The sequence below is a fragment of the Serratia sp. NPDC078593 genome (genome assembly GCF_050268245.1).
Taxonomy (GTDB): domain Bacteria; phylum Pseudomonadota; class Gammaproteobacteria; order Enterobacterales; family Enterobacteriaceae; genus JBNNGK01.
Genome location: NZ_JBNNGK010000031.1, coordinates 1 through 18,871 on the forward strand (window position 1 = coordinate 1; position 18,871 = coordinate 18,871).

Annotated in this window: 15 protein-coding genes; 9 read left to right on the forward strand and 6 right to left on the reverse strand. The window is 51.6% G+C overall.

What is annotated here, in order from left to right:
• Nucleotides 1-166 precede the first annotated feature (166 nt).
• Complete coding sequence (ibaG, locus tag ACQKDS_RS19595) at nt 167-421, forward strand: BolA family iron metabolism protein IbaG (RefSeq protein WP_399673856.1); 255 nt, start codon at nt 167-169, stop codon at nt 419-421.
• A 55-nt stretch (nt 422-476) separates the two neighbouring features.
• Nucleotides 477-1,736, forward strand: a complete 1,260-nt coding sequence (gene murA, locus ACQKDS_RS19600) for a UDP-N-acetylglucosamine 1-carboxyvinyltransferase (RefSeq protein ID WP_399673854.1) — start codon at nt 477-479, stop codon at nt 1,734-1,736.
• Nucleotides 1,737-2,339: 603 nt separating this feature from the next.
• On the opposite strand, the gene degS is transcribed toward murA, so the two are convergent.
• The 3 genes from degS to zapG all read right to left on the reverse strand — a co-directional run bounded on the left by degS (nt 2,340) and on the right by zapG (nt 5,451).
• Nucleotides 2,340-3,398, reverse strand: coding sequence for an outer membrane-stress sensor serine endopeptidase DegS (gene degS / locus ACQKDS_RS19605; RefSeq protein WP_399673852.1), 1,059 nt, complete (start codon nt 3,396-3,398; stop codon nt 2,340-2,342).
• 89 nt (nt 3,399-3,487) lie between these two features.
• Complete coding sequence (gene degQ / locus ACQKDS_RS19610) at nt 3,488-4,855, reverse strand: serine endoprotease DegQ (protein WP_399673850.1); 1,368 nt, start codon at nt 4,853-4,855, stop codon at nt 3,488-3,490.
• 197 nt (nt 4,856-5,052) lie between these two features.
• On the reverse strand, nt 5,053-5,451 hold the full coding sequence (gene zapG / locus ACQKDS_RS19615; protein WP_399673848.1) for a Z-ring associated protein ZapG: 399 nt from the start codon (nt 5,449-5,451) through the stop codon (nt 5,053-5,055).
• A gap of 234 nt (nt 5,452-5,685) precedes the next feature.
• Between zapG and zapE the strand changes: the two genes are divergently transcribed.
• The 5 genes from zapE to sspB all read left to right on the forward strand — a co-directional run bounded on the left by zapE (nt 5,686) and on the right by sspB (nt 9,709).
• Complete coding sequence (zapE, locus tag ACQKDS_RS19620; protein ID WP_399673846.1) at nt 5,686-6,813, forward strand: cell division protein ZapE; 1,128 nt, start codon at nt 5,686-5,688, stop codon at nt 6,811-6,813.
• A 458-nt stretch (nt 6,814-7,271) separates the two neighbouring features.
• Complete coding sequence (gene rplM / locus ACQKDS_RS19625; protein ID WP_004958166.1) at nt 7,272-7,700, forward strand: 50S ribosomal protein L13; 429 nt, start codon at nt 7,272-7,274, stop codon at nt 7,698-7,700.
• 15 nt (nt 7,701-7,715) lie between these two features.
• Complete coding sequence (rpsI, locus tag ACQKDS_RS19630; RefSeq protein WP_399673843.1) at nt 7,716-8,108, forward strand: 30S ribosomal protein S9; 393 nt, start codon at nt 7,716-7,718, stop codon at nt 8,106-8,108.
• A gap of 456 nt (nt 8,109-8,564) precedes the next feature.
• A complete protein-coding gene (gene sspA / locus ACQKDS_RS19635; protein ID WP_399673841.1) occupies nt 8,565-9,206 on the forward strand; it encodes a stringent starvation protein SspA in 642 nt (213 codons plus the stop codon).
• A gap of 5 nt (nt 9,207-9,211) precedes the next feature.
• Nucleotides 9,212-9,709, forward strand: a complete 498-nt coding sequence (sspB, locus tag ACQKDS_RS19640) for a ClpXP protease specificity-enhancing factor (protein WP_399673839.1) — start codon at nt 9,212-9,214, stop codon at nt 9,707-9,709.
• A 112-nt stretch (nt 9,710-9,821) separates the two neighbouring features.
• On the opposite strand, the gene ACQKDS_RS19645 is transcribed toward sspB, so the two are convergent.
• Nucleotides 9,822-11,240: a glutamate synthase small subunit gene (locus tag ACQKDS_RS19645; protein WP_399673837.1), complete on the reverse strand. Its 1,419-nt coding sequence runs from the start codon at nt 11,238-11,240 to the stop codon at nt 9,822-9,824.
• Between the two features lie 10 nt (nt 11,241-11,250).
• Complete coding sequence (gene gltB, locus ACQKDS_RS19650) at nt 11,251-15,711, reverse strand: glutamate synthase large subunit (protein WP_399673835.1); 4,461 nt, start codon at nt 15,709-15,711, stop codon at nt 11,251-11,253.
• Nucleotides 15,712-16,405: 694 nt separating this feature from the next.
• Here gltB and ACQKDS_RS19655 point away from each other — a divergent pair.
• Entirely contained in the window at nt 16,406-17,335 is a 930-nt protein-coding gene (locus ACQKDS_RS19655; RefSeq protein WP_399673833.1) for a TIGR01212 family radical SAM protein, read from the forward strand.
• Nucleotides 17,336-17,374: 39 nt separating this feature from the next.
• Here the strand turns inward: ACQKDS_RS19655 and ACQKDS_RS19660 are convergent, their stop codons facing one another.
• Nucleotides 17,375-18,493, reverse strand: a complete 1,119-nt coding sequence (locus tag ACQKDS_RS19660; RefSeq protein ID WP_399673831.1) for an acyltransferase family protein — start codon at nt 18,491-18,493, stop codon at nt 17,375-17,377.
• Nucleotides 18,494-18,632: 139 nt separating this feature from the next.
• Here ACQKDS_RS19660 and ACQKDS_RS19665 point away from each other — a divergent pair, with 139 nt between their 5' ends.
• Nucleotides 18,633-18,761: a hypothetical protein gene (locus ACQKDS_RS19665; RefSeq protein ID WP_399673829.1), complete on the forward strand. Its 129-nt coding sequence runs from the start codon at nt 18,633-18,635 to the stop codon at nt 18,759-18,761.
• Nucleotides 18,762-18,871 lie beyond the last annotated feature (110 nt).

Sequence of the window (18,871 nt, forward strand, 5' to 3'; positions counted from 1 at the left end):
TGTCAGATCGCAATGCGCCTGTTAGGGCGCGGCTGGTAACAGAGCCTTATAGGCGCCTATGAAAAACCTCCGGCTATGCCGGAGGATATTTATTTAGTTTAAGAAAGCGCCGTATTCCTCTAAGATGTCAGGCTGATTATGATCCTTAGCAACAGAATTGGATACTATGGAAAATAGCGAAATTAAAGACGTGCTGATGAATGCGTTAGCACTGCAAGAAGTCCATGTTACCGGCGATGGTAGCCACTTTCAGGTGGTTGTCGTGGGCGAACTGTTCGCCACCATGAGCCGCGTTAAAAAACAGCAGGCGGTTTATGCACCGCTGATGGAATACATAGCGGACAACCGCATACATGCTTTGTCGATCAAAGCATACACCCCTGAAGAGTGGCAGCGAGATCGCAAACTCAACGGATTTTAAGGCTGTCAGCCTTTGGGCGGGCGGCTAAGTGATTGAGATAAAAGAGAGTAGTCAGATGGATAAATTTCGTGTGCAGGGCCGGACCCGCCTGAGCGGTGAAGTGGCTATTTCCGGGGCAAAAAACGCTGCCCTGCCGATTCTTTTTGCTGCTTTGTTGGCTGAAGAGCCGGTCGAGCTGCAGAATGTGCCTAAACTCAAGGACATTGACACCACCATTCAGCTACTCAGTCAGTTAGGTGCGAAGATTGAGCGCAATGGCTCGGTGTTCGTCGATGCCAGCGGTGTCAATGAGCTTTGCGCGCCCTATGATCTGGTAAAAACCATGCGTGCTTCTATTTGGGCTTTGGGCCCGTTGGTGGCACGTTTTGGGCGTGGGCAGGTTTCATTGCCAGGCGGTTGTGCGATCGGGGCTCGTCCGGTAGACCTGCATATCACCGGTCTGGAGCAGTTGGGCGCCGAAATTAAACTGGAAGAAGGCTACGTTAAAGCTTCCGTTGACGGTCGTCTGAAGGGTGCTCATATCGTGATGGATAAAGTGAGCGTGGGTGCCACCGTTACCATCATGAGTGCGGCGACGCTGGCAACCGGTACAACGATTATTGAAAACGCCGCGCGTGAGCCAGAAATCGTTGATACTGCCAACTTCCTCAACACGTTAGGTGCGAAAATCAGCGGAGCCGGCAGCGACAAAATCACCATCGAAGGTGTCGAGCGCTTGGGCGGCGGTGTGTACCGTGTGTTACCTGACCGTATCGAAACCGGTACGTTCTTGGTTGCTGCTGCCATCTCCGGTGGCAAAGTGCTGTGTCGTGATACTCGCCCGGATACGCTGGATGCCGTGCTGGCTAAACTGCGTGAAGCCGGTGCAGACATCGAAGTAGGTGAAGACTGGATCAGCCTGGATATGCATGGTCAGCGGCCGAAAGCCGTAACCATACGTACTGCACCACACCCGGGTTTCCCAACCGATATGCAGGCGCAGTTCAGCCTGTTAAACCTAGTGGCTGAAGGTACCGGTGTGATTACCGAAACCATTTTTGAAAACCGCTTTATGCACGTGCCTGAGTTGATCCGCATGGGCGCACACGCGGAAATTGAAAGTAACACGGTAATTTGCCATGGTGTTGAGCAACTTTCGGGCGCGCAGGTGATGGCGACGGATTTACGTGCTTCCGCCAGTCTGGTATTGGCAGGTTGTATTGCGGATGGTGTGACGATTGTCGATCGTATTTACCACATCGATCGTGGCTATGACCGCATTGAAGACAAGCTGCGTGCCTTGGGTGCCAACATTGAGCGTGTGAAGGGCGAGTAACGTCATTTCGCCAAAGCTAGGCTGTTTCTTACCCTGTTCGCTTTGTAAGGACGTGGCGTGCCGCGCCCGTCAGTAGCCTCCGCGGTTAAATACAGGCCGGGCATGCCCGGCCACTACGGTGAGGTTATATCGTGCGGTATGCCGCTAAGCGGTGCGTCCCTGTCCATATCATCACCAGCCTCCATCGTAGGGGCGTGGCATGCCGCGCCCGTCAGTAGCCTCCGCGGTTAAATACAGGCCGGGCGTGCCCGGCCACTACGGTTACGTTGTATCGTGCGGTATGCCGCTAAGCGGTGCGTCCCTATCCATATTACCACCAGCTTCCATCGTAGGGGCGTGGCGTGCCGCGCCCGTCAGTAGCCTCCGCGGTTAAATACAGGCCGGGCGTGTCCGGCCACTACGGTGAGGTTGTATCGTGTGGTATGCCGCTGAACGGTGTGTCTCTGTCCATATCACCACCGCTCTCCATCGTAGGGGCGTGGCATGCCGCGCCCGTCAGTAGCCTCAGCGGTTAAATATAGGCCGGGCGTGCCCGGCCACTACGGTTGATGTTGTAGGTCTGGCTGGTGTTAAAAACAACGTCCGATACCCGGCGTTCTTGAATCAGGCGTTATCTTCTGGGAATTCACCCACCGTCATTTGCAATGTGATGCGTTTACCGTCGCGCAGAACAATCACCGGAATCGTCGTGCCGGGGCGAATCTCCGCAACTTGATCCATGGTTTCCAATACCGATACGGCCGACTTATTGTCTACGTTGACGATCACATCGTTGATGTGGAACCCCGCCTTGGCCGCAGGGCCGTTGGGGGTGATTTCAGTCACGATGATGCCTTGTAACCGCTCGATGCCGGAGGTTGAGGTTCGTAGGGGGATAATTTCTTTACCCTGGATGCCGAAGTAACCGCGAATCACCCGGCCATCACGGATCAACTTATTCATGATTTTGGTCGCCAGTTCGGTTGGAATGGCGAAGCCGAGCCCTTCTGGCGTTTCGCCGTCGGTGATTTTATCGTAAGTCAGCGTGTTGATACCCATAAGCTCGCCAAGCGAGTTCACCAATGCCCCGCCAGAGTTACCCCGGTTAATGGATGCATCGGTTTGCAAGAAGGTTTGGCGGCCCGTGGTGCTTAGGCTAATTCTGCCTGTGGCGCTGATAATTCCTTGTGTCACGGTTTGGCCAAGATTATAGGGATTGCCAATGGCCAATACGACATCGCCAATATGTGCTGCGCGGCCCGTGTTGATTGGGATGACCGGTAAATTGCCGGGATCGATCTTCAACACGGCGAGATCGGTCAGGCTGTCAGAACCCACCAACAGCGCTTCGTAACGGCGACCATCCTGCAATACGGCGGTGATCTGTTGGGCGTCTTTGATTACGTGGCGATTGGTCAGGATATAACCACGGTCGTTCATGATGACGCCAGACCCAAGGGAAAGCACGTTCGATGCACCGCTCATATTACGGTTATAAATATTCACTACCGCGGGGGCAGCGCGGCGCACCGCTTTGTTGTAACTGGTTGGTGTTTCGTCGAGGGTACTCTCAAGGTTGCCTGCGAACAGTTGGCCGGAAGAACGTAGTACCGGGAGCGCTGCCAACAGCAGGCCCGCAACGATCAAACCTAGGACAACAGAACGCAAGAGCTTAGCAAACATGGAGTTTTAATAGGTGAAGTTAAGGATGGTTGGAGAATACCACGACTTAACCGGGCACAGTATGGTACTGAGCCCGGTTTTTGCACAAATTAACGCATCAGCAGATAAATGGTTTCATCACCGCGTACGATGTTAAGCGCCATGACCGGCGGTTTGGCGTCCAGCACTTTACGCAGGGCGTTGATGTTCTCAACGCGTTGACGGTTAACCCCGATAATCACATCGCCTTTTTGCAGGCCGAATTGTGCTGCCGGCGTACCTTTAATAACGTTGTCGATTTTCACGCCTTTCTGACCGTTGGTAATCGCCCCGTTGCTCAGTGAGGCGCCTTGTAAGGCAGGCGTCAGGGTTTCGGCACTGGTAGAGGCTGTTTCGCTGTCATCGAGTGTGACGGCGACCTCTTGTGGCTGACCATTGCGCAAGAGGCCAACCTTGATGGTTTTACCCGGTGCGGTAGTGCCCACTTTGGCGCGCAGTTCGGCAAAACTGTTGATAGATTTACCATCGACTGACACCAAAATATCCCCGGCTTTGATGCCTGCTTTGGCCGCCGCAGATTTTGGCAAAACTTCACTGACAAAGGCACCGCGCTGGGCGTCGGTATTGAACGCTTTGGCCATATCCGCCGTCATTTCACTGCCTTTGATGCCTAACAGGCCGCGTTTTACTTCGCCAAACTCAATTAACTGCTGGCTTAGATTCTGTACCATATTGCTTGGGATAGCGAAACCGATGCCCACGTTACCGCCGCCGGGAGCCAGGATCGCTGTATTGATACCGATCAGTTCTCCGTTCAGATTGACCAATGCGCCACCAGAGTTACCCCGGTTAATGGATGCGTCTGTCTGGATAAAGTTTTCCAACCCTTCTAGGTTAAGGCCACTGCGGCCTAAGGCAGAGATAATGCCTGAGGTTGCAGTCTGGCCCAGGCCGAACGGGTTACCTACGGCAACGGCGAAATCACCCACGCGCAGTTTATCGGAGTCGGCCATTTTCACCGCGCTCAGGTTTTTGGCGGTAATTTGTAACAGCGCGATGTCGGTTTGCCCGTCGCGGCCAATCAGTTTGGCATCGAACTCGCGGCCATCATTCAACTGGACTTTGATTTTGTCGGCATTATCGATGACATGGTTATTCGTCAGGATATAACCTTTAGCGGCATCAATAATCACCCCAGAACCCAAGCCTTCGAAGGGGCGAGAACTTTGTTTTTGTGTGGGGAAATTGGGGCCAAAGAAGTATTTAAACTCTTCTGGCAATTGCTGGCGTTGCACCTGAGTCCCTTCAATATGCACGCTGACCACAGCGGGTAATACTTTTTCCAGCATCGGCGCCAGGCTTGGCAGTTGTTGCCCCTGAACGGCGAGTGGTAAAGCCGCATTGGCCACCGGTACGGAGGCCAGTGTCAGGCCAATGCTCATTGCAAGAGCACTAAGAATTAACGACTTTTTTTTCATTGATAATAACTCTCTCAATACCTGCCAGTGAAATTTTGATGATAAAGCAATTGCGATATCACAGTGAAGTTAAGACCGTGAATTTGCGTGGAAAGTTCACTCATACCGTTTGTTTAAGCATAGCGCAGGCGCGGGCAAGGAGAGGAGGGCAAGATCAAAAGCCCGCAGGATTGTTTACCTACGGGCAGAAAATGATGTTAGTCGCGGCGAGGGGCGCCACGCAGCAGGCCAGATGCGCCTTCTGAGTAGTCACGCGGCATTTCAACAGGTGCTTGATCGTTATCGGCTTCTGCTTCGGTCAGGCGATAGTTGAACGGATTATCCTGGCTTGGCATATCCGGCAGCAGATTAGTGGAGCTTTTCGCCATGTGCTGATAGAGCTGACGATAATCACGCGCCATGTTGTCCAGCAGTTCCGCGCTGCGAGCAAAGTGACCAACCAGTTCCTGACGGTATTCTTCCAGTTCGGTTTTGCTTTTATCCAGTTCGTTCTGCAAAACCTGTTGTTGACGTAATTTACGGTTACCAAAGCGCATCGCTACCGCACCAATGACGATACCGACCACCAAACCAATCAGCGCATACTCCCAGGTCATGATGACTCCTATATTGACTTCGTTGTTCCGCAGGGATTTTTCACTTAATAATATCCACTATAACCGCTAACCTTGTCTGAGTGGAATCCTGATGAGTACTTAGCTGGGGTTTACAGATTTTTCAGAGCGTCACAGTGCCGGTAAATGCGGCGAACAGCGGGCAATTCACCGGTAACGCGCCACGATAAAGTGGGCTAAATAAATTCTTATTGTTGTCAGGGAACATGGCTTACCATGCAATCACAGTCACCGTTATTATGCTACCAGCAGGCGCTCGACGCGGGCGAGTATCAGGCTGATGAAGTTCAGCACCAAGCCATGAGCCGATTGGACGCCATCTATCAGCAATTACAGCAGTCGCCAAAAGTTGAAATGACGGGCGGCGGGCTACGCGACACACTTAGCCGTTGGTTGGGCAAAAACAGTGCGCCGGAGCGCCAGCGGCCGGTTCAAGGGTTATATATGTGGGGCGGCGTCGGGCGCGGTAAAACCTGGCTGATGGACATGTTTTTTCACAGCCTGCCGGGCGATCGCAAACTGCGGTTGCACTTTCACCGTTTCATGTTGCGGGTGCATGAAGAGCTTACGGCGCTTCAAGGACAGGAAAATCCATTAGACATCGTCGCCGACGGTTTCAAAGCCCAGGCTGACGTGTTGTGTTTTGACGAGTTTTTCGTCTCGGATATTACTGATGCCATGCTACTGGCAACGCTGTTACAGGCGTTGTTTGCCCGCGGTATTACGCTGGTGGCAACCTCTAACATTCCACCGGACGATCTTTATCGCAATGGCCTGCAACGCGCGCGTTTCTTGCCCGCTATCGATTTGATTAATGAATATTGTGACGTTATGAATGTGGATGCAGGCATTGATTATCGCCTGCGTACGTTAACTCAGGCGCATTTATACCTGACACCGCTGAACGCGCAGACGCAACAGACGTTGGATCAGATTTTTATCAAACTGGCGGGCAAAGCGGGAGAAGATTCACCGGTGCTGCAAGTGAATCATCGGCCGCTGCAGGCGATCCGGGCGGTAGAAGGCGTGTTGGCCGTCGATTTTCATACGCTCTGTGAAGAGGCCCGCAGCCAACTGGATTACATTGCTTTATCGCGCCTGTATCACAGCGTGATGCTGTATAATGTGCGGATTATGGGGCCACTCAATGAAAGTACCGCCCGGCGTTTTTTGGCGCTGGTGGATGAATTCTATGAGCGCCACGTTAAACTGGTCATTGCTGCCGAAGCGCCAATGTTCGAGATTTATCAAGGAGAACGGCTGAAGTTTGAATATCAGCGTTGCCTGTCTAGGTTGCAAGAAATGCAAAGTGAGGAATACCTGAAACTGCCGCATTTAGCGTGATGTACCCGCCATACTCCAAGCTACATCGTTGTTGGTTGTGTTACTCGGCGTTTCGCCTCTTCGAAGCCATTGCAAGCCAGTGACAAACCTGCCTTTGGCAGGTTTGTCACTGGCTCGAATTGCGGATTGCTGTCTGTATCATCGGGATAGGTTGGCTTGCCGCCATGATGTCATTCGAGGGATTTAAGGCATACAATTCGTCGATTCAACGCCGAGGTCTTCATCTTCGGCAGGTAAAATGTATTTTCCATTCAAAAACTGTTCGATTTTTACGGATGACTTCTCTATAATCTTGCGACCCCACGTTACAACAAAGTTTTTTTCCCAAAAACTTTATAGTGCCGGCAATGGCTATTCGAAGGGGTAGGTTTGCTGGACTTGATGGTCGTGTGAGCCTCAACTGTTTTCGAGCGTTTGGGTGTTCACCAACGTGTAACTAATTATTGGGTAAGCTTTTAATGAAAACTTTTACAGCTAAACCAGAAACCGTAAAACGCGACTGGTACGTTGTTGATGCAGACGGTAAAACTTTAGGCCGTCTTGCTACTGAACTGGCTCGTCGTCTGCGCGGCAAGCATAAAGCGGAATACACCCCGCACGTTGATACCGGTGATTACATCATCGTTCTGAACGCAGAAAAAGTTGCTGTAACTGGCAACAAGCGTAACGACAAGATGTACTACCACCACACCGGCCACATCGGTGGTATCAAAGAAGCGACCTTTGAAGAGATGATTGCCCGCCGTCCTGAGCGTGTGATTGAAATCGCGGTTAAAGGCATGCTGCCAAAGGGTCCGTTGGGTCGTGCAATGTTCCGTAAACTGAAAGTTTACGCGGGCACTGAGCACAATCACGCGGCACAGCAACCGCAAGTTCTGGACATTTAATCGGGATTAATGGCAATGGCTGAAAATCAATACTACGGCACTGGTCGCCGCAAAAGCTCCGCAGCTCGCGTTTTCATCAAGCCGGGCAACGGTAACATCGTTATCAACCAGCGCAGCCTGGAACAGTACTTTGGTCGTGAAACTGCCCGCATGGTAGTTCGTCAACCTCTGGAACTGGTCGACATGGTTGGCAAACTGGATCTGTACATCACCGTTAAAGGTGGTGGTATTTCCGGTCAAGCTGGCGCTATCCGTCACGGTATCACCCGTGCACTGATGGAGTACGATGAGACTCTGCGTGGCGAACTGCGTAAAGCAGGCTTCGTTACTCGTGATGCTCGTAAGGTTGAACGTAAGAAAGTCGGTCTGCGTAAAGCACGCCGCCGTCCGCAGTTCTCCAAGCGTTAATTTTTTGCTTCGGCAAAACGATATACGCAAGAAACCCGGTGTTTCACCGGGTTTTTTTATGTCTGTAATTTAACATTGCCACACTAAAATCTGTGGTATATCAGACAATTCGATATGAAATCACCGCGTACCCCCCACAAAACCGGCAAAATCTGGTAAACTATCATCCACTTTTGCGCCTGTTCGCCGAGCAGTTGCCGTTAGTTTACCTCCAAGGCCGGATTCAAGACCCTAAGGTTGACCTGCGAGCTGCTGGCATGCGGTCAAGATCATTCAGGATATCAGCCTGATATACCCGATAAGATCTCATGCTGCGGCAAGGTGGCAACCGAGCTAACCCGGTGCTTAGATAGCTAAGTGAGCGGCGTGAGAGCGGGAGCCAACGTTGCCACAGTATGAAGGATGACGGGTTGTTGATTATTCGCAGTATTTTCTAGATAAAACTTGGAGGTTTTCATGGCTGTCGCTGCCAACAAACGTTCGGTAATGACGCTGTTTTCTGGCTCGACCGACATTTTTAGCCATCAAGTACGTATCGTACTGGCGGAGAAAGGTGTAAGCGTCGAGATCGAGCAGGTTGAATTAGACAATCTGCCGCAGGATCTGATCGACCTCAATCCTTACCAAACGGTACCTACGCTGGTCGATCGCGAGCTTACCCTGTATGAATCCCGCATTATCATGGAATACCTCGATGAGCGCTTCCCGCATCCGCCGCTGATGCCGGTGTATCCGGTGGCGCGTGGTGAAAGCCGCCTGATGATGCTTCGCATCGAAAAGAACTGGTATTCTCTGATGCATAAAATCGAGCAGAGCAGCGGCCAAGAAGCTGAATCTGCCCGTCGTCAACTGCGCGAAGAACTGTTGGCGATTGCCCCTATCTTTGGTCAGACACCGTATTTCATGAGCGAAGAGTTCAGCCTGGTCGATTGCTATCTGGCACCGCTGCTGTGGCGTTTGTCGCAACTGGGTATTGAACTGAGTGGAGCCGGCTCCAAAGAGCTGAAAGGCTATATGACCCGTGTATTTGAGCGCGATGCGTTCCTGGCCTCGTTGACCGAAGCCGAGCGAGAAATGCGTCTGCAGACGCGGGGCTAAGCGTCATGGATATGTCTCAGATGACTCCGCGCCGTCCTTACCTGCTGCGCGCGTTCTATGACTGGTTGCTTGACAATCAATTGACGCCGCATTTGGTGGTCGATGTCACACGCCCTGATGTGCAGGTGCCGATGGAGTTCGCTCGTGACGGCCAGATCGTACTGAATATTGCACCACGTGCGGTGGGTAATCTTCAATTGGGCGACAACGACGTGAGCTTCAATGCACGCTTTGGCGGCGTACCGCGTCAGGTCATGGTGCCAATGGCCGCCGTTCTTGCGGTTTACGCGCGTGAAAACGGAGCGGGCACCATGTTCGAACCGGAAGCGGCGTATGAAGCTGAGGGTACGTTCGAAGGGTTGGACAGCGAGACGTTTCCTTCTGAAAGCCTGATGTCAGTGATTGATGGCGATCGTCCCGATGTCGGTGACAATAACGATGCCGATGATGAGCCACCGCAGCCACCGCGTGGTGGTCGCCCGGCATTGCGCGTCGTCAAATAACGTGATGTTGTAATAAAAAAGTACAGCTTGCTGTACTTTTTTTATGCCTATGGGTTGATACTTTAGCCCATAACAAGACCGGACTGAGCCGGGCTTGTTATGGGCAATACGATCACACTTCCAAATAGTTCATGATGCCGTCGGCAGCTTTACGCCCTTCGGCAATCGCGGTGACCACCAGATCAGAACCGCGCACCGCATCGCCACCGGCGAAGATTTTTGGATTGCTGGTCTGGAAAGCGTTATCGATACCTTCGGGTGCTACGATGCGCCCTTGCTTATCCAGCTCTACCGCATGGGCAGCCAGCCAATCCATGTTATGCGGACGGAAACCAAACGCCATCACCACGGCATCAGCACTGAGTACATGCTCCGACCCCGGTACCTGCTCCGCCACCTGACGGCCATGGGCGTCTGGAGCACCCAATTGGGTACGTACCATCTTCACGCCAGCAACATGGCCTGCGCTGTTCAGTTCAATACTCAGAGGTTGCAGGTTGAATTTGAATTCCACGCCTTCCTCACGTGCATTTTTCACTTCGCGTTTGGAGCCCGGCATATTGGTTTCATCACGGCGGTAAGCACAGGTAACCTGCGTTGCCCCTTGACGGATGGATGTGCGAACACAGTCCATCGCGGTATCGCCCCCGCCAAGCACCACGACGCGTTTGCCTTCCATATTAACGTAAGGCTCGTCCTCAGTAGCTTGATACCCCATCAACTGCTTGGTGTTGGCAATCAGGAAGGGCAGCGCGTCATAGACGCCCGGCGCATCTTCATTGTCTAATCCACCACGCATTGATTGGTAAGTACCGACGCCAAGGAAGACCGCATCGTATTCATTTAACAGCGCGTCCATCGCGACATCTTTGCCGACTTCGGTATTTAGTTGGAATTCAATGCCCATCTCGCTGAAAATTTGACGACGTTTCACCATCACCTCTTTTTCCAGCTTGAAGGCGGGAATACCGAAGGTCAGCAGACCGCCAATCTCGGGGTGGCGGTCATAAACGACTGCTTTGACGCCGTTCCGGGTCAACACGTCAGCACAGGCCAAGCCTGCGGGGCCAGCACCGATAATGGCGACACGCTTACCGGTTGGTTGTACGTGAGACATATCGGGTTTCCAGCCCATCTCGATCGCTTTATCGTTGATATAGCGTTCGATATTACCGATGGTCACGGCACCAAACTCGTCGTTGAGGGTACAAGAGCCTTCGCAGAGGCGATCTTGCGGACAGACGCGTCCGCAGACTTCCGGTAAGCTATTGGTCTGGTGCGCTAAATCCGCCGCTTCCATAATACGGCCTTCATTCGCCAGTTTTAGCCAGTTCGGAATATAGTTGTGAACCGGGCATTTCCATTCGCAATAAGGGTTGCCGCAATCAAGGCAGCGATCGGCCTGCGCTTTAGCCTGAGTTTCCGAAAACGGCTCGTAAATCTCTACAAACTCAATTTTACGGATCTTCAGCGGTTTCTTTGGCGGATCAACACGCTGCAAGTCGATAAATTGATAAACATTCTGACTCATTATTGACCTCTTACTGCGCCTGAACCCGCAGCTCGGCTGCGGAACGACTACGGTGACCCAACAATGCTTTAACATCACTGGACTTCGGCTTAACCAGAGCGAACTTCGGCGCCCATTCCGGCCAGTTGGCCAGGATCTCTTCCGCGCGTGACGAGCCGGTCGCCTGCACATGCTCGGTAATCAGCCCGCGCAGGTGCTCTTCATGAATGGCTAACTGGTCGACATCTAACACTTCTACCAATTCTGGATTCACGCGTTTGCGGAACTCACCGTCTTCATCTAACACGTAGGCAAAGCCGCCGGTCATACCTGCGCCAAAGTTAATACCAGTTTTACCCAGCACACAAACGATCCCGCCGGTCATGTATTCGCAGCCGTTGTCGCCGATGCCTTCAACCACGGTGATAGCACCGGAGTTACGTACCGCGAAACGTTCGCCAGCACGGCCTGCAGCAAACAGCTTACCGCCGGTAGCACCGTACAGACAGGTATTGCCGATAATGCTAGCTTCAAAGCTGCGGAAAGCGGAGCCGACCGGTGGACGGACGGCAATGCTGCCACCGGCCATGCCTTTACCGACGTAGTCATTAGCGTCACCGGTCAGCGTCAATTCAACGCCGCCCGCGTTCCAGACGCCAAAGCTTTGGCCGGCGGTGCCGGAGAAGTGAGCCTTGATCGGATCGGCCGCCATGCCTTGATCGCCATGCAGCGCAGCAATAGTGCCGGACAACGTTGCCCCTACGGAGCGATCGGTGTTGCGAATATCGAAGTAGAAGGTTTTGCTCTGTTTACTTTCGACAAACGGCTCGGCTTGCGTCAGCAATTCTTTGTTTAGCAGGCCACGATCGAACGGTGGGTTGCTGCTTTCCGTGCAATGCAGCGCCTTGCCGGGATGTGGCGTGGCGGTTTGCAACAGCGGTGACAAGTCCAGCTTGTTCTGCTTGGCGGAAATACCGTCCAGCTCGCTCAGGAACTCAGTGCGGCCAATCAGATCCACCAGTTGGCTCACGCCCAGTGACGCCATGATCTCACGAGTTTCACGTGCGATGAACTGGAAGTAGTTAACGACACGTTCAGGCAGCCCGTGATAGTGATCGCGACGCAGTTTTTCATCTTGAGTAGCCACACCGGTTGCGCAGTTGTTCAGGTGGCAAATACGTAAGTATTTACAACCCAGCGCCACCATTGGGCCAGTGCCGAAGCCGAAGCTTTCCGCACCCAGAATCGCGGCTTTAACAATATCGACGCCGGTTTTCAAACCGCCATCCACTTGTAAACGGATTTTGTGGCGCAGGCCATTGGCTACTAGCGCCTGTTGGGTTTCTACCAGACCCAACTCCCACGGACAACCGGCATACTTGACGGAAGAGAGTGGGCTGGCACCGGTACCGCCGTCGTAGCCCGCGATGGTGATCAGATCGGCATAGGCTTTCGCCACGCCGGTGGCAATGGTTCCCACACCCGGCTCAGAAACCAATTTCACTGAAATAACGGCTTTAGGGTTCACCTGTTTGAGGTCGAAAATCAACTGAGCCAAATCTTCAATCGAATAGATATCGTGGTGCGGCGGTGGTGAAATCAGCGTGACGCCTGGCACCGAATAACGCAGTTTAGCGATGTATGGCGTAACTTTATCACCCGGTAACTGGCCTCCTTCACCCGGTTTTGCACCTTGGGCGACTTTAATCTGGATTACATCCGCGTTAATCAGATAGGCCGGGGTGACGCCGAAACGGCCGGAAGCCACCTGTTTAATGCGGGAAACTTTCTGGGTGCCATAGCGTGCGGGATCTTCGCCGCCCTCACCGGAGTTGGAAAAACCGCCGATGCTGTTCATGGCAATGGCCAGCGACTCATGCGCTTCAGGGCTTAACGCACCGATCGACATGGCTGCCGTGTCAAAACGGCTAAACAGAGATTCTGCTGGCTCGACCTGATCAACTGGGATCGGGGCGCCCTTCGGGGTAATGGCCAGCAGATCGCGTAGCGTGGCTACTGGGCGTTCGTTAACCAGTTGGGCGTAAGCTTGGTAATCGCTGTAATCGCCGCTGTGCACGGCTTTTTGTAACGTGCTGACCACATCCGGGTTGTAAGCATGGTATTCGCCGCCGTGGACGAATTTCAGCAGGCCGCCTTGATCCAGCGGTTTACGTTTCAGCCAAGCACGTTTCGCTAGATTTTGCAGGTCTTGCTGGAAGTCACTGAAGCTGGCACCGTTGATGCGGTTAACGACACCCCGGAAACACAGATCGGACAAATCACGATGCAGGCCAACGGCCTCGAACAATTTCGAACAGCGATAAGACGCGATGGTCGAAATGCCCATTTTGGACATGATCTTATACAGCCCTTTATTGATGCCGTTGCGGTAATTCAGCATCACGTCGCGGTATTTTTTGTCGATAGTCTGGTTATCTACCATCTTAGCCAGTGTTTCATAGGCCAGATAAGGGTAGATAGCGGTGGCACCAAAGCCCAGCAATACGGCAAAGTGGTGTGGATCGCGGGCGCTGGCGGTTTCAACGATGATGTTGGCGTCACAGCGCAGGTTTTTTTCCACCAGTCGGGTTTGCAGCGCACCAACCGCCATCGGTGCTGGCACCGGCAAACGGTTCGGGCTAATAGCGCGATCGGACAACACCAACATGACCACACCGTCACGCACCTTTTGCTCCGCTTCATCACACAAGGCACGGATCTTCTGCTCCAGATCCTGCTCGGCAGGGTCAAAGGTCAGATCCACGGTGTCGGCGCGATAATATTCGCCTTCCAGCGTGGTGAGCTGCTTGAAGTCTGAGTACAGCAGTATTGGCGACTTAAAGCTCAAACGGTGTGCCTGGCCTTCTGCCTCACAGAACACGTTCATTTCACGGCCGATGTTCGTGGAGAGTGACATAACATGCGCTTCGCGCAGTGGGTCGATCGGCGGGTTAGTGACCTGAGCGAACTGTTGGCGGAAATAGTCGTAAATAATACGTGGGCGGCTAGAGAGCACGGCAAAGGGGGTATCGTCACCCATGGAACCGGTCGCCTCTTGGCCGATTTCACCTAACACGCGCAGCACCTGATCCAGCTCTTCGCTGCTGTACCCAAACTGCTTCTGATAGGTTTCCAACTGTGCGTCGTCTAGTTCGCGGCTGCCGACTTGATCGGTAGGCAGATCCTCAAATGGCACCAAACGTTTGACGTTTTTCTCCATCCACTCTTTATACGGATGGCGGCTTTTTAAATCGTTGTCGGTTTCGGCAGAGTGAAGAATACGGCCGCTGCGGGTATCGATTACCATCAGTTCGCCGGGGCCGACGCGGCCTTTTTCTAGCACTTCATCCGGCTGGTAATCCCAGATGCCGACTTCTGAGGCACAGGTGATCAGCTTGTCTTTGGTGATCACATAGCGTGCAGGCCGTAGACCGTTACGGTCAAGGTTACATGCCGCGTAGCGGCCATCGGACATCACGATGCCCGCAGGGCCATCCCACGGCTCCATGTGTATCGAGTTAAAGTCGAAGAAAGCACGCAGATCGCTGTCCATGTCTGGATTGTTCTGCCAGGCCGGTGGTACCAGCAAGCGCATGGCGCGGATTAAATCCATGCCGCCTGCCAGCAGCAGCTCCAGCATGTTATCTAATGAGCTGGAATCAGAGCCGGTTTCATTAACAAAGGGGGCAGCAGACTGTAAATCCGGGATCAGCGGCGTTTGGAATTTGTAGGTACGCGCGCGCGCCCACTGGCGGTTACCCGTAATGGTATTGATCTCGCCGTTGTGTGCCAGGTAGCGAAACGGTTGCGCTAGCGGCCAGCGCGGCACGGTGTTGGTTGAGAAGCGCTGATGGAATAGGCAGATAGCTGACTCAAGGCGCAGATCTGCCAGATCCAGATAAAAACGTGGCAGGTCTGCTGGCATGCACAGACCTTTGTAGATCGTCACTAAGTTAGAGAAGCTGCACACGTAGAAACTGTCGTCTTGCACGCGCTTTTCAATACGGCGGCGCGCGACAAACAGGCGGCGCTCCATATCGCGTGGGCGCCAGCCTGCGGGGGCGTTGACGAAGATTTGCTCAATGCGCGGCAAGGAAGAGAGTGCGATCTCACCGAGTACATCGGGATTGGTAGGGACTTCACGCCAGCCTACGATCGACAGCGTTTCATTTTGTAGTTCTTCTTCTACGATACGGCGGCTGGCACGCGCTTCCTCTTCATTTTGGCTGAGGAACATCATGCCAATGGCGTAGTTTTTGGCTAAACGCCAGCCGCGCTCTTCCGCAACCATACGGAAAAAGCGATCCGGTTTTTGCAATAACAGGCCGCAACCGTCGCCAGTCTTGCCGTCAGCAAGAATTGCGCCACGGTGCTGCATGCGAGCCAGTGCGTGAATGGCGGTGCGCACTACCTTATGGCTAGGTTCGCCTTCTATGTGGGCGATCAGGCCGAAACCACAGTTGTCCCTCTCTTGGGATTTGTCGTACAACATATCAGTGAACCTCCCCAGGCTCTGCGTGACTCTCACAACCCATTCATGAGCGCGCCGATCGGCGGTGGGCAGAATTCCAATCAGCGAGTGACCCTCGCCAATCTGCTTTTCCGCCCTCCGTTAAGGGCCTCTCGTGACGGTTATCACAAGTGGTGAAGACTTGTTTTAAGAGGGAGTCTTAAATTACTGCATAAATATGACGAGCTGTTTGCCCGTCCAGAAAGCTTCCAGCGGATAGCCAACTTAGCGAGAAAGAATACGCAGGTCAAATATAGGCATAAGTGCCTTTTTTCATCGGTTATTTTAAATTAACTCATTGATATTTGGATTTTTTGTTGCTTATTTGTTGCCGATTTCGACGGTCAGGACCGCAAGAGAAATGTGAGCTGTCTCACTGTAGTGCAATGCTTGAATCTGTGCACCATGCTAGTGCGAGAGGCATTGGTAGATAATTATGCTGATAAATTAAATAAATTCATTGTTTATAACTATTTTTAACCGCATTGTCATAGACGCAAAAATCACGGTGCGATGATTAGAAAAATTCATTGCAGATAGGGTGATTTTATTTTCATTTATAATGAATAATTATGCTTACTTAAGCCTTTGGGAAAAAGCGTTGATCTCTGTCATCGCGGGAAAAGCCGTTTCTGATTAGCATCACGGGCTTTGAACACAGAGAAACACCAAGATTATGCAGTTGCCGCAATTAGTCAATATGTTTGGTGCCGATCTTCAACGTCGTTATGGCGAAAAGATCCATAAACTCTCGCTGCACGGCGGTTTCAGTTGCCCTAACCGTGACGGCACGTTAGGTCGCGGCGGGTGTACGTTCTGCAATGTGGCGTCGTTTGCTGATGAACAGATGCGGCAGCAGAGTATTACTGAGCAGTTGGCGATGCAGGCGCGTAAAACGAACCGTGCCAAACGTTATCTGGCTTACTTTCAGGCTTATACCAGTACTTATGCAGAGGTGGCATTGCTGGAAAGCATGTATCGGCAAGCGTTAACGCAAGCGGCCATGGTGGGGATTTGTGTGGGTACCCGGCCAGACTGCGTGCCGGATGCCGCGCTTGATCTGCTGGCAGATTACCGTGCGCAGGGGTATGAGGTGTGGCTCGAACTGGGCTTGCAGTCTGCACGCGATAAAACGCTGAAACGTATTAATCGTGGGCATGATTTCTGCTGTTATCAACAGACCGTTCAGCGGGCGCGACAGCGAGGCCTGAAAGTATGCTGTCATTTGATCGTGGGTTTACCGGGGGAGACACTGGACGATCATTTGGCGACGCTAAACGCGGTCGTGAGCGAAGGGGTCGACGGGATTAAGCTGCATCCACTGCACATTGTGGCGGGTAGCACCATGGCGCGAGCCTGGCATGCTGGGCGTTTATCCGCGTTGCCGTTGGAGGCGTATGCCGTCAGCGCCGGTGAAATGATTCGTCACACGCCCCACGACGTGGTATTTCATCGCATTTCGGCCAGTGCCCGCCAACCGACGTTGTTAGCCCCATTATGGTGCGAAAATCGCTGGAGCGGTATGCAGGCGGTCGGCGGTTATCTATTGCAACACGGTGGGCAAGGTTCGGCGCTGGCTGCGGGGTTACGCTATATGCCGCAGTAAGCTATTTCACGCGGCGGAGATTTCCTAAGTAATGTTAGATCATAATCTTCGGCTGATATCTATAAACGGCCTTTCTATAAATCGATATGTCAGTGTGGAGATAAGCAAAATCAAGAAGAAAACAACGCTAGAAATAGTGATGTATTCAGTTGTAGTTAATATAATGCTGTGAGATTTTATATAATGATTCAAGCAGAACCAAAAAATTCCATGCAATAAGTAAATACTATAACTAACATCACCTAAACGAATGAACCCTTTAAGGCGGAGTAGTCTAAAAACATCACCTCCCATAGCAATCATAATGAATATTAACGCAATTACCGGTACACAATATAGTTGATATGCATCAGCCTTAATGGCAAAAGAGAGTAGTATGGCTGCGATTATTCCAATGTTACAGTGTGTTTTTTTTAGCTGGAACTGCATTGACATCTCCTTTGCTAAAAAACCAATGGCAAAGAATGAAATAAGTATTGCATTCCTTGTGTTCCAGTTTGTTAAAACATACATGCAGAAGAAAAGTGCCGAGAAACTTAATACGAATGGTTTTGCACGATCCCGCAATAAAAATACCCATGGCAGGCTAAAGTAAAAACCCCACTCCCAAAACAATGTCCATGGAGTAGCAGCATTAATTAATGAAACATTTGTCATACCAAAAACATCTGGTTTATTGCCGTAAATACCTGCATCAAACCATAGGTATGCTTTCATGAATATGTCTGACATTTCTATGTTATTGCGCTGAATCCAAGCTGCAATTAATAAACATAGCAAACTTGATAAGGTTAGTAGCGGTGCGATTCGAAGAAGACGTTTTACATAAAATTTTGGCCATGAGACGATTTTGATATTTGCGAAAATGTAACCTGAAATCATGAAAAATAAAGCTACGCCAATGCCACCTATTTTCTGGTTTATAGGGTAGTCGGAAATGGCTGCAAGAGCCCAATCTTTTCCGTTAAAATAAAAATAACTTAAGATATAATGGTGAAATAGAACTAGGCTTGCCAATAAAAATCTGAGCCCGTCTATTTGACTAACTCTGGATTCATTGTTTTTGTCTATAAATGAGAATGCACGCGCGCTAAATACTAGACCAGCAGCGATAATACAAATAAGCATCCAAAAGAAAAGCTGAGTTTGTTCTATCATGGTGTAATTTATTGGAATAAAGTAAATAGTAACGTAGTATATCAGAAAATGATTATCAGGTTATAGGTGTAATTTGTGATGATTTTATCAAGTGCTCAGACTCGGTTATGATCGAAATGTTATATTTTCAGGAGTATTTTTGCGTGTAAAAAGCATTACCCTGAATCGCCGCTTCGGTATGCCAAAAGCGCTGGTCAGTCAGTATTTGCGGTTGGTTAGTGTGCTTGAACCCGTCATCGCGCTGTTACAGGATGACGAAAGACATTGATTTGGTCTACAGGTTTGATCCTACCCGCGTAATGTGGACACGGCCCTAAGCGAGATTCTGGTTTTCAAATTGTTCCGGACTGAGTCCGCCACAGGCACTGTGGCGACGCC